Origin of the sequence: Pseudonocardia sp. ICBG162 (genome assembly GCF_020496225.1) — a bacterium.
In the GTDB taxonomy this organism is placed as follows: Bacteria; Actinomycetota; Actinomycetes; order Mycobacteriales; family Pseudonocardiaceae; genus Pseudonocardia; species Pseudonocardia alni.
This window is the reverse complement of the sequence record NZ_JAHLJD010000021.1, coordinates 70,614-85,403: the sequence shown is the minus strand read 5'-3', so window position 1 is coordinate 85,403 and position 14,790 is coordinate 70,614. Positions and strand designations below refer to the sequence as shown.

The following is a 14,790-nucleotide window of genomic DNA, read 5'->3' as shown; positions in this document are numbered from 1 at the left end:
CCGAGGGGGCAACCGAACAGCGTCTCAGACGTTCACGGCACCGGGTGGCTCTGTTGCGGTGTGTCGGGTGGTCCTCTCCGCCGCTGTCTGAAGCCTGCGCGCCCGTCCCCGAGATGTTCTGACCCCATTCCCCCTGAACCACCTGGCGGCTGCCGCGCTACCGACCGAGCTGGGTGACGGCGTTGTTCTCGAAAACGTCGTCGACGCGGATGTAGGTGGTGATGGTGTCCATCGAGCGGTGTCGGGTCTGGTGGGCGATCGCCCGGTCGGTCGCGCCGCGTAGGTGGGCGAAGGTGACGAACCCGGCCCGCAGTGAGTGCGCGCTGTACGGGCCGCCGGGCAGGTCGGCCCGCGCGGTCGCGGCCTGGACCAGGTCGTTGACCGACTCCGGGCGCAGGCCGGTGGTGGTGGCGCGGTTGCCGGTGCTGACCTTGCGCAGCACCGGTCGGTGGTGATGTCGGCGAGGGTGAGCCAGTCGTCGAGGGCGGTGAGCGGGCAGTGCTCGGCGATCTCGGCGCGCGGGATCCCGACGAGCTCGACGTCCTCGCCGGTCTGGTTGGTGTTCGATCGTGGCAGGGTGAGGACGCGGCCGCGGCGGCCGCTGCGCAGCTGCTGTTCGGAGCCGATGTGCTCGACGGTCAGGGCGGCGAGCTCGGAGCGGCGCAGCGCCCCGGAGAACCCGACCAACAGCAGGGCGCGGTCGCGGGCGCCGGCGAGGTCCGGTTCGTCGTCGCGGGTACGGAACCCGCGGGTGCGGGGGCAGGCGGCGACGGCGTGGTCGAGCAGCGGCGGCATCAGCGGTGCGGCCTGGGCGGGTGGGGCGCCGTGGGTGCGACGGATGCCCTCCCACACCGCGGTGACCCGGGCGGTGACCGCGGGGTCGGGTTGGTCGGCGGCGCGGTGCGCGGCCCGGATCGCCGAGAGGTGCTTGGCGATCGTGCCGGTGCGCATCCCGGCCTGGGCGCACGCGACCAGGTACCCGGACACCGTCGCGGGGGCGGCGGGCATCGGCTCGAGGTCGTGGCGGCGGCAGAACGCGGTGAACGCCGTCCACACCGAGCGGTAGCCGCGGCGGGTGTTCGCCGCCCGGGCCGCCGCGACGTAGCCGGCCTCCGCGGCGGTCAGCTCTGGCTCCCCCGCCGCGACCGCGAGCCCGGGGACGTCCGGTCGGACGCCCGACCGTGTGACAGCTGACGATCTCGGCTCGTCATCGTCCGATACCGCGACGGTGCCCGCGGGCAATGGTGTCGGCGGGGTGTCGGGCACGGACGGAGCCTAGCTGCTGCTAGCCGGGATTCCGTGGATGATCCCACCAAGCATTGCATTTGTTTCGTTTCGTTTCGTTCGGCATTCGGACAACTGTCGGAACCTGTCCGCTTCTGACGGATTGTCGCTTGTCTTGTCAGTGTGACGTACTTCAGTCTGTTATCATGTGCTCATGACAGAGCAGGTTGGTGGGTCGGATCGGGTTGAGGTTGTCGTCAACCGGGACGGCCGGGTCCTGATCCCTGCACAGGTCCGTCGGGATCTGGGTCTGGCTGCGGGATCGACGTTGCTGCTGTCAGTCGAGGACGGCCGGGTGGTGATGGAGTCCCGCGCCCAACTGGTCTCGCGGATGCGTCGGGAGATTGCCGAATCCTGGCAAGGCGACCCGACGGAGTCGGTGACCGATGAGCTGCTCGCCGAGCGGCGCGCCGAGGCGGCCACCGAGGACGCGCGATGAGCGCGAGCGTTCCTGCTGGTCGCTCCGGCCCCGCTGTCCTGGACGCCTCCGCGGTTCTGGCCTGGCTCCGCTCCGAGCCCGGTGCTGAGGTCGTCGACGAGTACCTCGACACCGCGGTGCTGTCCGCGGTCAACCTCGCCGAGGTTCATCAGAAGCTCGGCCAGCACGGCGTCGACGCCGACCGTGCAGTGACTCGGCTGCGCACCCTGGGGATCCGGATAGAGCCGCTCGACGCGGCCGACGCGATCATCGCGGCCAAGCTATGGCCGGCCACCCGCACGGCCGGACTGTCCCTGGGCGACCGCTGCTGCCTGGCCCTGGCCACCCGCCTGTCGGGCCCCGCGATCACCGCTGATATCGCGTGGACCGGACTGGATCTGGGCGTGACCGTCGTGCCCATCCGGTAGACACAGATCCCCAGCGCGGAGCGCACAGACCAGTGGCCCCTGACCCGTCGGGGCGGTCGACTAGATCAGCTGGCGTCGGCACCGCGATGGGAGAGCTCTGACCAGGACAACGACACCGGACCCGCCGGAAGGGCCCGACCGGGCCGTCAGCCTTGCTGACCTCGACCTCGGAGCCTGGTCGGCCGATGACGGGCTGGCATTCGAGGCGGCCGAGTGGATCCTCGGCGCCATGATCGCCAGGACGACTGCAGCCGACGCCGCCGAGCGCGCCACGCCAGTTCCGAACCAGGAACGGCTGGCTGCGCTCGACAAAGAACGCACTAGCTACGCCGCCGAACGACGACAGCTCAGCGTCCATGACCGGGCCCGGAACAACGCCGTCGTCGAACGGTATGGAGAGCTCGCCCGCCGCGGTCGACCCGACACCAATGCCGGCTGAACCCGATCATCGCGCGTTACGACTCGATCCCGGCCAGCACCAGCGTGTTTTCCGCCAGCAGATCCCTGCCGGACATCGCCCTGACCACGCCAACCCACGCAAGCCGTAACTGACGACAGGTCGATCGACGCCGGCAGCGACTCCGGGGCTCGACGAGTGTTGGTGCCCGATCTGGTTGACGAGCTGACCGAGGTCCTGCGTGAGGGCGAGGAGCTGCTGATGACCCTGGCCGCGTGGGAAGGGAATCGCGACGGGCCGGGCCCGTTCGCGCTGCCCGCCCCGCTGGCCGGGCGCTGTGCCCTCGACGCGCTGTACCGGATCCGGACGTCCTCGCCCCCACCCAGACCCCTTCAGAGATGTTCGACCGTGGCACGCAGGTCGGCGCCCAGCTGCTGGCCGGCGGGCGCTACGAGCACATGTCACTAAGCGCGGTGGCCATCGCCGGCGCCGCCCTCGACGTCCTCGCCGCCGCCGCGCTCGGGCCCACCGTCGCGGCCCGTCCCGACACCGAACTCGCCAAGGCCATCGCCGTCGGCGCCACCCCGGCCCACGGCCACCCGCCATCACCCCGCGGCACCATCGAACGCCTCGCACGCCTGCACGGTATGCAGAGCGCTCGGCTGAGCCTGATGGCCCGGTGGCAGGGATGACAGGATCAGTCAATCGTGAGCGAGATCGTGCGGGTCAGGTGCTGCGGCTGGGAGTGGGTGGGAGCCGACCGGGCCCACTGCTGCCGCCGCTTCGGCGGCTGCGGGGCCGTCTTCGACGACGCCAAGCTCTGGGACACGCACCGGCCGGCCGGGACGTGCCTAGATCCTCGAGAGCTGGGGCTGGTCCAGACGAAGAACGGCATCTGGCGGCGTCGCCAGGACTAACTACTCCGCCCACAAGCGGAGACCACCGATGATGATGGGTGCAACTGCGCTAATCAGACTGTCATAAGATTGATTAGCGGCTAAGGCGATAGATCGGTCGGAGCGCCCAGCGAACACCTTCGGACGACTGGCCCGGGCCGGCGAGTGGTGAGCGACCGTCCGAGTTCTCAGCGGCCCGTCAGCGATGTCATCGCCGTCCTGGACCACCGCATCGATGCGCTGCCGGCCGCGGGGAGGGCGCGCGCGATCAGTCACGCGTCGCAGGCCCGACAGGCACCGGTTAGTGCCTACGCATCGCCTGGCCCGCTGCCCCCCAGTCGACGCCGAGTTCGCCCTTCTCCTTGAAGATCCGCTCCCACCACGACCGGTGTTCCACGTACCAGGTGACCGTCTCGGCCAATCCAGAGTCGAAGTCGTGCACCGGACGCCAGCCCAGCTGGGTTTCGATCTTCATCGGGTTGATCAGATAGCGACGATCGTGGTTCGGTCGGTCCAGAATGTGTTCGATCCACTCCGCCGGGTCCAGCCCCAGCGCAGTCACTACGCGATGCACCATGTCCAAGTTGGTGACTTCGTGGCGGGCGGAGATGTCGAAAACGGGCAGGAGAGCGGGGTCTGTCGCCGCCTGCGCTGGTGTCGGCGGCAGTTCGGCGTGCAGCACGCGGTGTACGGCGGCGCAGTGGTCGGTCACATGGAGCCAGTCCCGGCTCTGGAGGCCATCTCCGTAGACCGGCACCCTTCGGCCGCGCAGACAGTTTGTCACCGCCAGCGGGATAAGTTTCTCGGGCAGCTGGTACGGACCGTAGTTGTTCGCGCAGTGCGTCATCCGGATGTTCAGCTCCGGATAGGTCTGCATGTACGCCCGTACCACTTGATCCCCGGCAGCTTTGGTCGCACTGTACGGCGTCTTCGCGTTCAGTGAGGAGCCTTCGGTGAACCACTTCTTGCTCGCTGGTAGTTCGCCGTACACCTCGATAGTCGACACATGGACGTGCGACCGCACCGGCACCAGACGGCTACACTCGGCCATCACCTGCGCGCCAAGCGCGTTCGATCGCATGAACACGCTCGGCCCCAGGATCGCGCGGTCGTTGTGCGACTCTGCCGCGAAGTTCACAACGTAATCAGGCCGGTAGCGGCGGTAAATCGCCTCCATGACGATAGGATCGGCAATGTCGGCTTGTTCAAAGACCACGCGATCGGACACCGGATTCAGATTCGCTCTATTCCCAGCGAAACCCAAGTAATCCACGGCCACCACTTCGGCGTCGGCGGACTCCCACTCCAGCAGACGGTGCACGTAGTTCGCGCCGATAAATCCGGCGGCTCCGGTCACGAGGTACACGGCCATAACTGCTCCCGGGAAGGCTCAAGGGCGGGTTCGAGGCGAGGTCTTCAGGACGAGGGCGCGGGCCGCTCCCCGTACCTCTCCGTGAGGTGGTCTGCCAGAGCGACCGCGGTCCGGTGCCGGTAGATGTCCGAGACTCGGAGGCGGGGGTCGATGCGCACCATGGCCCGGATGGCCTTCATTGAGTCTCCACCCTTTGCGAAAAAGTCGTCGTGGTCATCCAGCTGATCGGCTCCCAAGACGTCCCGCCACGCCTCAACGACCAGTTGCTGCCACGACCCAGGCGGGGCGGATTGCCGCACCCGCGCCCGTGACGGAGGCGCCCCCGGCGACCGCAATGACGCCAGCGCCCGGCGATCGATCTTGCCGTTCCCGTTCAGTGGCAGCGCGTCCATGATCTCGACAGAAGCGGGGACCATGTGCTCCGGAAGCCGCTCCCGGAGTTCTTGGAGGATCGACGTGCCGTCCAGCACTTCGAGGTGCTGGGCTGTTACATACCCCACCAGAGCCGCCCGACCGTGCGGAGCAGCCCGCGGCACCACGACCGCCCGCTTGACTCCCGGGTGAGCAGCGAGGGCCGACTCGACATCGCCCAGTTCAACTCTGATCCCATTGATCTTGACCTGAAAGTCCCTCCTACCCAGGATCTCGATCAGACCGTCGCAAGAGAATCTCGCCATGTCGCCCGTGCGATAGAGCCGCTCCTCGGGACGGTCGCGGTAGGACCACGAGACGAACTTCTCCCTTGTCTCATCCGGGCGGTCTAGGTAGCCCCGGCCCAGGCCAGCCCCTCCGAGACACAGTTCGCCGGCCACCCCGACAGGCACGGGCATCATCCGGTCGTCGAGAATGAAGGTCCGCTGATTGGCCAGTGGCCGGCCGTAGGGCAGATGTCCTCCGTCCCACGGCGCCGACGGATCGGCTTCAAAGGCCGTCGAATGGATAGACGCTTCGGTGGCACCTCCGAGCGCAACGAACTTCAGCCGGGGGGCTGCCTTCCGGAAGCGGGCAGGCATCGATGCGGCCACCCAGTCGCCGCCTGTCAGCGAGAGTTCGACTGGGAGGGGTCGTCGGTCACCTGCGACCTCGACGAAGTCGAGAAACAGGTCCATCAGCGGCGGCGCGGAGTTCCAGACGGTGACCCGGTGGCGGTGCACGAGCTCCAGCCAGGAAGCTGGGTGATGGCCCGCGTCGGGCTCCGGGATCACAACCGTTCCTCCGGCCAGCGTGATACCGAGGAACTCGTACACCGACATGTCGAAGCCCGGGGAGGACAGCGCGAGGACAGCGTCGTCGGGACCAATGTCGAATCTAGTGTTAAGGTCGACGAGGTTGTTGAGCACCCCGCGGTGGCGCAGCGCGATCGGCTTCGGCGTCCCGGTGGACCCCGAGGTGTGGATTACGTAGCACAGGTTCTCCGGGCCGACCTCGGTGACGGGGTTCTCCTGACGGATCCCTGGCTGGCCCGACAGCTCGTCGATCAGGAGACGGTGGCGTACGCGGACGGGGAGGGCCTCGGCGAGCGACCGGCTGCTAATCATGATCGAGCAGTCAGTACCGAGGATCATGCTCTCCAGCCGGGCCCGGGGGTATCTCGGGTCCAGAGGAACGTATGCGCCGCCCGCCTTCAGCACCGCTAACAAGGTCACCAGGAGGTCCGGTGTGCGCTCGAGGTGGACGGCCACCCGAACGTCCGGTCCCACTCCCAGATCAATCAGTCGGTGGGCCAGTTCGTTCGCCTGACTGTTTACCCGGCCAAACAGCCACGACTCTTCGCCGAATACGGCAGCCACGGCCTCGGGGGTAGCGGCGGCCCTTGCCTCGAAGGCCTGGTGAATGCAGACGTCGTCTGTGAGACGTCGGTCTGTCCCGTTCCACTCCAGTAGGAGTGTGTCGGCTTCCCGGTCCGTGAGGATGTCCAGCCGGCCGACAGGATCGCACAAAGCCTTGGCCATACGGCCCAGTAGGACCTCGAGGTGGCCCGAGATGCGGTCGGCGAACGCATTGTCGAAACGGGAACCGTCAAGGCTGATCTCCGCCCTCGACGCCGCCACGTCTGCATGAACGACCATTTCACAGCCGGCTTCGAAATTGCCAACGCTGCCAGGCCCCTCCGGGTTACCGGTGAACGAGACGGCGATGGCTCCAAGCGTCAGATCCGGCGGAGGGCCTGCCGCCGGAGAGAGGGTGAGATTCTCGAGCAGACGACTAGTACTTTCGTCACCGGACACGACGACGGACACCTTGCCAGTGCCGTCGAGTACCTCAATGGAGACTCGGTCCAGACCCGTGTAGCGGTGGACGAGGACCGCGGTCGCCACAATCAGGAACGACCGGCGAGAGCTCTCACCGACAGCTGCAGAGAATGTGATGTCGACTGAACGGGTTAGCCGCTCGCCCAGCTGTCTAGATCCTGGTCGCGGGCGTAGCCCCAATGCCGAGGACAACGGGAACGAATCGGTTGAGGGTAAGGTGTTGGACAGGGGGTCAACGAACGTCATGGCCTGAGCAACCTTTCCGATCGGGCCGTCTATACGCGGTCGACTGGGACCGGAAACCGCAGGCACAGGGCGGTCACGCGTTCGCGAACCGCGTCCCGTCGCGTCGCGTCCAACTCATAGAGCGTCGGCGTTAGCATTCGCACCTGCGACAGCACTTCGTGCACGAGCCCCGCACACATGCGGATCTCGGAGGGTTGCATACCGCGCTGCGCGAGAATGTTGGTGCCGAATCGCAGACCACCTGTCACGGTCGGTGGCAGTAGGTCGCCGGGGATCTTGTTGCGGTTGCCGAGGATTCCGCATTCCTCCAGCGCCTGCTCCGCCACGATTCCGGTGAGCCCGGCGGCCTGGGCGTCGACTAGGACCATGTGGTTGTCGGTACCGTCGGTTAACACCTTGTAGCCCAGCGCTTGGAGCTCGTCCGCCAGGGCCTTCGCGTTGTCGACGACGCGTTTCATCGTGGCGTGGAAATCGCCGCTAGACGCAATGGCCAGGGCTCGCGCCTTGGCCGCGATCGAGGACGGGTCCGGGGTCCCCTGGAAGCCCGGGAAGACGGCGCGCTGCATGAGCTGCCACAGCTTGGTCCGTCCATCGGAGCAGGTGCGGAGATAATCCTCACCGAGCAGGATCAACCCGCCCCGGGGGCCAGCAAGCTGCTTGTAGGTGCTGGTTGTCGTGATGTGGGCGCGATCGATCGGGCTCGGATGCAGCCCCGTGGCCACCAGGCCCGCGATGTGCGAGATGTCGGCGAGAAGGAGTGCGCCGATCTCGTCGGCGATGTCCCGGAATCGGCTGAAGTCGATGTACCGACAGTAAGCGCTGGCCCCCGCGATGATGACATCCGGCCGGTGTTCCAAGGCCCGGTCACGTATCGCCCCGTAGTCGAGCGTGCCGTCCGACCCGACCCCGTAGCGGGCTACATCGTAGTATTTGCCGCTGACAGAGGCGCGGGCGCCGTGTGTCAGGTGTCCGCCAGCATCGAGATCGAGCGCAAGCAGTCGGCCTCCGCGGGGAAGCAGCGCAGCCAGGACCGCCAGATTGGCCGAGGAGCAGGAATGCGGCTGCACATTGGCGTACCGGGCTGCAAAGACCCGTTTTGCCCGTTCGACGGCGAGTGTCTCGATCGCGTCAAAGTGGACGGCGCCCGGGTGGTAGCGGGCTCCGGGATAGCCCTCGGCCGTAACACTCGAGAGAACTGTGCCGTTCGCGCAGAGGACGGATGGCGGGGCCAAACTGGCGGACGCGACCATCGATAGGCAGCCGGACTGGTAACGCGCTTCGGCATCCAGCAACGCTCCGAGATCCGGATCATCCCTTGTCAGCACATGCCAGCCCGTCTCGGCTACGGACCGGGTTGTAGGAATCACTGATTGCCCAGTTTTAAGCACGGAGAGTTCCTTACATGCGACGATCTCTAAGGCTGCCCGGGAGGGCACCGACGCTCTCAGGGGGTCGAGCCAAACCTCCGTTCCAGCCAGACGTCGTCCACGTACTCAGTCGGAACGTGAAAATCGATCTCCAGCTGACGCAGAAAGGAACTGATGACGTAGGTTCGGCTGGGCGCATATCGCCGGGCGGTCTCCACCAGGCCCGGAACATCCAGGCACTGGGTCTCACTGACAACGAGCGCGTCCGCTGCCTCCGCTCCGGATGACACGGTGTATCTGCCGGGGATTGATGTGACCACGGGCATCACGGGGTGGCCAAGCGTGCTTCGCTCCAGTAGCGACTCCAGCCGCAGCCGACTCGACTCCCGGAACGGTGAGTGGTACGCCTGGTGGGCAAGGGCGCGGTCCACGATCTGGAGGTCCGCGGGGCCGTGGGTGCGTGCGGATTCCAATGCTACGCGTAGACCGGACACCATGATCATGCGCCCGGCACCACCGAGCACCGGACCGTAGTCGCACGAGACCGTCATGCGGTCCGGCTGTTCGTAGTACCGCCAGTCCTCCGACGCAGGAACGAACACGAACCCGATGGCCTCCTCTCTGTCGACATCCTGAAGGTGTCTCTCATAGAGGAACTTCACCACTAATTCGGTCGTAATAGCGCCTGACGCGCGCAGCGCTGCGAGTTCCCCCAAGGAGATGCCCCCGTAAAGGGCGGCCGCACCGTGATCCTCCTCAAGAGCTCGTGCTACGGCAAGCATTCCGGCCAATTGTCTCAGCCAGCGGAGGAACACCGGGTGAAGATGCGGGACTTCGCCGCCTATGAGCCAATCCATGGGTATGTCAGCAGAATTGGCGAACTCTTCATATATAAACCGCGCGACTGTCGAACCTTGAAGCAGGGGTTCGTACACGCGGAAGTCTTCTGTGGCATCAGCAGGCCCGAACAAGAAAAAGTTGTGCAATTCGATCTCACCGTTCGCTCTCTGTAGGCATCAGCGCTGCGCTACAATTTGCTCGCTGCTCGGCGATCGTTTAGACGCCCTAATGGCTAGCGACAGCAGCGCTAGGGCGGTTATCCCCAGGGCCGCAGCGACAGTCGGCAGATGTCCGGCTCCTACGCCGCTCACAGTCAGACCCCCGACGGCCCCGCCTAGGGCGACCCCGAGGTACGTCCCTGAGGTATTGAGCGCCAGCGCCTGGGCGGCGGAAGGTCCGGCAAGTAGATAGAGGCGAGCCTGGATGGCCGGAGAGTTCCAGAAGGCCACGCCTCCCCAGATCGTGCCCACAACGACGAGAAGGGAGAACGGCAGGGGGCGGGCGAACCAAAGCACCCCCTGCAGCACCATGATGCCGATGAACAGACTGATTCCGGCGACCAGACATCGATCCGGTCCCCACCGGTCAGTGGCTCTGCCCCCAGCCCAGATACAGACGATGCCGGCGAATCCAGAGAGACTGAACGCAAGCGCACGCTGCTCCACACTGGCGCTGGTCACCGCGTCGAGATACGTGGCCATGTAGGTGAGCATCATCATCGAACCGGTCATAAGGACGCAGTTGGCGAGAATCCCGAGCGATACGGGAGCGCTGGCCAGTGCGCGCACCTGCTCGCGAATGCTCGGCGTCTCACCGGCCAGGGCGATCCCGCGCTCGAGAGTCGCGAGCAGGAAGAGCAACGCCACGATACCGGCCATCGCCATCGCGAGGAATGTAGCCCGCCAGCCGAGGTGGCCGCCGATGAATGTTCCAATTGGGACCCCTGCCGCGATCGAACCCGTGACGCCCAGCGCCACCACGGCGACGTACCTGCCAATATGGCCCTCCGGGGCCCGTTCGGCGGCAAAGGCGAACACTGCCGGGGTTGAAGCCGCGGCCGCGAGTGCCGCCAAAATCCGCACGGCCACCAGGAAACCGAAGCCGTCGGCCGTGGCCGCCATAAGATTCGCCGCAACGAAGATCACGAAGGCGGCGGTGAACAGGTGCCTGCGGGGCACCCGTGCCAGCGTCACTCCGGCGATGGGCGCGGCCAGGGCCACCGTTAGTGAGAAGACTGTCACCAACTGGCCGGCCTGCGCTTCGCTGACCCCCAGATCTCGGGCGATCTCCGGCAAAACTCCAGCGATGACATAATCGTCGGTATAAAAGACAAACGCCGCGGCAAGCAGCGCGAACAGCCACGCGGGCACCACTAATCTCCTTGTGGAAGTAAATGTAGCCCGACTGCAGGAGAGTCAGGCCGGCGGGTAGCCGTCGCGTCCAGCCACCAGGACCGAGCGCACATGCGCCCGCAACGTCCTGCGAACACGTTCGTCGTCGAGCGATCCGTGCGGTGTCACCGCGTCAAGGATTAGTCCGCCCACGACCGCGATGAGCCGCTCCGCCTCTTCGGCTGGCTCAGGCACGTCGAGGACCTCCAGCGCATGCGTGATCACTTCTCGCATGTCGGCGGCCATTTTCTCGGTCACTGGGCGGAAGATCGGGTTCACCCGCGCCGCGACAATGAACTCGATCAGCACGATTGACTCAACACGTCGTTCGTTGTCGAGCGGGAGCAACTCCTCCACCAAGTCCTGCAGAGCGTCAGCCGCACTTTCATTGTCGAGTCCAACCAGCATGTCGGTCGAGTACCGCGTGAGTCTCTTTCCCATACGATCGCCGACTTCGGTAACCGCTGCAACGAGAAGATTACGGTGATCATCGAAGTAGTGGCGAACCGATCCAATGTTCAGTCCCGATTCGGCAGCAACCTTACGTAGCGAGAGACCCGTGATTCCTTCGGCGGCCAACAGCCGAAACGCCGCCTCAATGACTTCACTGCGACGCTGTTCGAGGTCGATGCGAGTCGGCATTTGCTGAGTCTATCACAGGTGTGACAACTAGTAGACGCCAGTACTGGCCAGCCCCGGCGGAGGGCTTGGCGGGGCCGACCGAACAGCGGATGCAGAACGGACCTCGCGCTCGACGGACGGCCTCCATCACGGAGCTCCACCGTAGCTGCTCCGCCGAGACGCAACACCGGGCCCGGTGCTGCTCAGCAGCATCAGCGCGCGACGCGCTTCTCGTCCCACACCGGACTTGGCGACTCGTAGACGGTTCCGTCGGAGCCGAAGACCAGGAACCGGTCAAACTCCCGAGCGAACCACCGGTCGTGCGTGACCGCGAGCACCGTGCCCTCGAAGCCGCGCAGTGCGTGCTGCAGCGCCTCGGCCGAGACGAGGTCGAGGTTGTCGGTGGGTTCGTCCAGCAGGAGCAGTGTGGTGCCGCCGAGTTCGAGCAGGAGAATCTGGAAACGCGCCTGCTGCCCTCCTGACAGCAAGTCGAACTCCTGCTCCGCAGCGCCGGCCAACTCGTAACGCGCCAGCACCCGCGAGGCCGCATCGCGGGGCAGCCCCTCCCGGCGCTCGTCGCCGCGGTGCAGAATCGAAACAAGCGTTCGGCCGGCTAGATCAGGCCGTCCATGGACCTGTGCGAACCAGCCGGGCCGCACCCGCGCACCTAGCCGGGCCACCCCCTCGTGCGAAACGGGCTCGATCGGAAGGTCGCCCACCGGCTCGTGCTCGGGCTCAGGAGCACTGCCGCCAGCTGCGAGAAGGCGCAGGAAGTGCGACTTGCCCGAGCCGTTGGAACCGAGCACGGCTACTCGGTCGCCGAACCGCACCTCGAGGTCGAACGGCTCCATCAGCCCGGTGAGTTCCAGGCCGGAACAGATCACGGCACGCTTCCCCGTACGTCCGCCGCGCAGCCGCATCGCCAGACTTTGCTCGCGCGGCTGCGCGGGCGGCGGACCGGCGCTCTCGAATCTAGCGAGACGTGTCTGGGCGGAGCGATAGCGCGAGGCCATGTCCGAGTTGTAGGAGGCCTTCTGTTTGTACATCTGCACCAGGGACTTCAGCTTGGCGCGCTCCTCGTCCCAGCGGTTGCGCATCTCATCGAACCGCTCGAACCGGTCAGCCCGCGCCTGCTGGTAGCTCTCGAAACCGCCCGGGTGCACCCAGGCGGTGTTCCCCGCGGCCCCGAGCTCGAGCGTGATGATGCTCCTCGCCGTGCGCGCCAGCAGCTCACGGTCGTGACTGATGAAGAGGACGGTCTTCGGCGTTTCCACGAGACGCTCTTCCAGCCATCGCTTACTGGGGACATCGAGGTAGTTGTCGGGCTCGTCAAGCATCAGGACCTGATCGGGCCCCCGCAGAAGCATCTCCAGGACGAGCCGCTTCTGCTCGCCGCCGGACAGCGAGTCCACCTGCCGCTGCCCGCACCGGTCGAACGGAAGGCCGAGCGCCTCAGTGGTGCAGACGTCCCACAGGACCTCGACGTCGTAGCCGCCCGCGTCGCCCCAGTCGGCCAGTGCGGCCGCGTAGGCCATCTGCGCCTTAGTGCCTCCATCCTCCTCCATGGCGGCCTCTGCCGCGTTCACGGCGGCGGCGGCCCGGCGGATCCGGGGGTCTGTCACCGACAGCAGCAGATCGCGCACTTGGTCGCCTTCACGGGCAACGAACTGCCTCATGACCCCCAGGCTCCCGCCCCGGCTCACCGCTCCACCGTGCGGCACCAGGTCTCCAGCGATGATCCGAAACAGTGTGGTCTTGCCGGATCCGTTGGCCCCGATCAGCGCGACCTTGGCACCCTCCCCCACCCGGAACGAGACCTTGTCCAGCAACACCCGACCGTTCGGCAGCCCGTAGGAGACAGAGTTTACGTCGATATAGCCCACAGCCTGGCAACTTATCACAGGTGTGCTAGACGGTCTAAGGACTTTCAGTCACGCCCGACGCCGCCGGACAGTGCGAACTCCCGGATGCTCTTCGCCACATATTCTATCTTTTCAAGACTTAGACCGGGATACACGCCGACCCAAAAGGTGCTCTCTGTAATAACGTCGGCATTTGCCAGATCGCCAGAAACTCGAAAGTTGCGCCCAATATATGCGGGATGGCGGGTGAGATTTCCACCAAAGAGTCGACGAGTGCCAATCTTGCGACTCTCCAGGAATGTCACCAGATCTTTTCTGCTGAAGGCGGCTTCGGGCAGTACGGTCAAAATGAACCCGAACCAGCTGGGGTCGCTTCCCGAAGTCGGCTCCGGCAACAACAGCCCCGGGAGTCCGTCCAGCGAATGCCTCAGATGGTTCCAGTTACGGCGCCGCTTGTCACCAAATTCCGACAGCCTCCCGAGCTGACTCAAACCGAGCGCCGCCTGCAGATCGGTTGTCTTCAGATTATAGCCAATCTCTGAAAAAATGTACTTGTGATCGTAGCCTTCCGGAAGCGTTCCGAGCTGGTAACCGAAGCGCTTGAAACAGGTGTTGTCCTGTCCGGGCTCGCACCAGCAGTCACGACCCCAGTCGCGCAGTTGCTCTACCAGCCGGGCCAGTTTCATATCATTGGTCAGCACACATCCACCCTCACCGGTGGTGATGTGGTGGGCCGGGTAGAAGCTGACGGTGGCGAAATGCCCAAAGGTGCCGGTGAGCTGACCCTGGTGCGTTGATCCGACGGCATCGCAGTTGTCCTCGACCAGGAACATGTCGTGATTGGCAGCCAGTTGGGCAATCTCCGCGACCGGGAATGGATTGCCTAGCGTATGCGCAATCATAATCGCCCGGGTACGAACCGTAATCGCGGCCGCTACGCGATCCGCTGTGGTGTTGTAGGTAGCCAGATCGACGTCGACGAAAACGGGAATCAGGCCGTTCTGGATAATCGGATTCACCGTCGTCGGAAAGCCGGCCGCAACGGTGATGACCTCATCGCCCGGACGTAACCGCCGGTCGCCAAGCTGCGGCGAGCACAAGGCCGACAGGGCCAGCAGATTGGCCGACGACCCCGAGTTCGTCAGATGTGCTTTGCGCACCCCGAAAAACTCTGTCAGGCCACGCTCGAACTTGCGCGCTGTATACCCAGCGGCGATCCGCATTTCCAGTGCGGCCTCCACGAGGGCCACCCGGTCGTTCTCATCTAGGGCAGCGCCGGACGGCCAGATCGGCGTGACGCCTGGAACGAACTGTTCAGTGACAGCGCTCCGGTCGTACATCCGTGTTAGCTCAAGAATTGAGTCTTTGTGGTTTCCGGCTGGCATGCTGTCTCCTGATGGTCAGCTGTGAGTGGGC

The 14,790-nt window shown here is 65.5% G+C and carries 14 protein-coding genes; 5 read left to right on the top strand and 9 right to left on the bottom strand.

The window, feature by feature from the left end:
- Window positions 1-157: 157 nt before the first annotated feature.
- Window positions 158-442, bottom strand: a complete 285-nt coding sequence (locus KPL60_RS21395) for a hypothetical protein (RefSeq protein WP_226366977.1) — start codon at window positions 440-442, stop codon at window positions 158-160.
- A gap of 135 nt (window positions 443-577) precedes the next feature.
- Between KPL60_RS21395 and KPL60_RS21390 the strand changes: the two genes are divergently transcribed.
- The 5 genes from KPL60_RS21390 (at window position 578) to KPL60_RS21370 (ending at window position 3,219) form a co-directional block, all read left to right on the top strand.
- On the top strand, window positions 578-1,066 hold the full coding sequence (locus KPL60_RS21390; protein WP_226366976.1) for a hypothetical protein: 489 nt from the start codon (window positions 578-580) through the stop codon (window positions 1,064-1,066).
- Between the two features lie 372 nt (window positions 1,067-1,438).
- Window positions 1,439-1,723: an AbrB/MazE/SpoVT family DNA-binding domain-containing protein gene (locus KPL60_RS21385; RefSeq protein WP_226366975.1), complete on the top strand. Its 285-nt coding sequence runs from the start codon at window positions 1,439-1,441 to the stop codon at window positions 1,721-1,723.
- A complete protein-coding gene (locus tag KPL60_RS21380; protein ID WP_226366974.1) occupies window positions 1,720-2,130 on the top strand; it encodes a type II toxin-antitoxin system VapC family toxin in 411 nt (136 codons plus the stop codon). The genes KPL60_RS21385 and KPL60_RS21380 overlap by 4 nt, the downstream gene beginning before the upstream one ends.
- Before the next feature lie 229 nt (window positions 2,131-2,359).
- Entirely contained in the window at window positions 2,360-2,569 is a 210-nt protein-coding gene (locus tag KPL60_RS21375) for a hypothetical protein (protein WP_226366973.1), read from the top strand.
- 356 nt (window positions 2,570-2,925) lie between these two features.
- Window positions 2,926-3,219 (top strand): hypothetical protein, encoded by a 294-nt coding sequence (locus KPL60_RS21370; RefSeq protein ID WP_226366972.1) that lies wholly within the window; start codon window positions 2,926-2,928, stop codon window positions 3,217-3,219.
- Between the two features lie 505 nt (window positions 3,220-3,724).
- On the opposite strand, the gene KPL60_RS21365 is transcribed toward KPL60_RS21370, so the two are convergent.
- The 8 genes from KPL60_RS21365 to rfbH form a co-directional block, all read right to left on the bottom strand.
- Complete coding sequence (locus KPL60_RS21365) at window positions 3,725-4,795, bottom strand: dTDP-glucose 4,6-dehydratase (protein ID WP_226366971.1); 1,071 nt, start codon at window positions 4,793-4,795, stop codon at window positions 3,725-3,727.
- A gap of 44 nt (window positions 4,796-4,839) precedes the next feature.
- Entirely contained in the window at window positions 4,840-7,293 is a 2,454-nt protein-coding gene (locus tag KPL60_RS21360) for an amino acid adenylation domain-containing protein (RefSeq protein WP_226366970.1), read from the bottom strand.
- Between the two features lie 29 nt (window positions 7,294-7,322).
- Entirely contained in the window at window positions 7,323-8,618 is a 1,296-nt protein-coding gene (gene glyA, locus KPL60_RS21355; protein WP_226367077.1) for a serine hydroxymethyltransferase, read from the bottom strand.
- A 119-nt stretch (window positions 8,619-8,737) separates the two neighbouring features.
- On the bottom strand, window positions 8,738-9,595 hold the full coding sequence (locus tag KPL60_RS21350; protein ID WP_226366969.1) for a hypothetical protein: 858 nt from the start codon (window positions 9,593-9,595) through the stop codon (window positions 8,738-8,740).
- Window positions 9,596-9,676: 81 nt separating this feature from the next.
- Window positions 9,677-10,870 carry an MFS transporter gene (locus tag KPL60_RS21345; protein WP_226366968.1) on the bottom strand — a complete coding sequence of 398 codons (1,194 nt, stop codon included), beginning with the start codon at window positions 10,868-10,870 and terminating at the stop codon, window positions 9,677-9,679.
- Between the two features lie 45 nt (window positions 10,871-10,915).
- A complete protein-coding gene (locus KPL60_RS21340) occupies window positions 10,916-11,533 on the bottom strand; it encodes a TetR/AcrR family transcriptional regulator (protein WP_226366967.1) in 618 nt (205 codons plus the stop codon).
- Between the two features lie 191 nt (window positions 11,534-11,724).
- Window positions 11,725-13,395 carry an ATP-binding cassette domain-containing protein gene (locus KPL60_RS21335; RefSeq protein WP_226366966.1) on the bottom strand — a complete coding sequence of 557 codons (1,671 nt, stop codon included), beginning with the start codon at window positions 13,393-13,395 and terminating at the stop codon, window positions 11,725-11,727.
- 44 nt (window positions 13,396-13,439) lie between these two features.
- A complete protein-coding gene (gene rfbH / locus KPL60_RS21330; RefSeq protein WP_226366965.1) occupies window positions 13,440-14,759 on the bottom strand; it encodes a lipopolysaccharide biosynthesis protein RfbH in 1,320 nt (439 codons plus the stop codon).
- Between the last annotated feature and the right edge of the window lie 31 nt (window positions 14,760-14,790).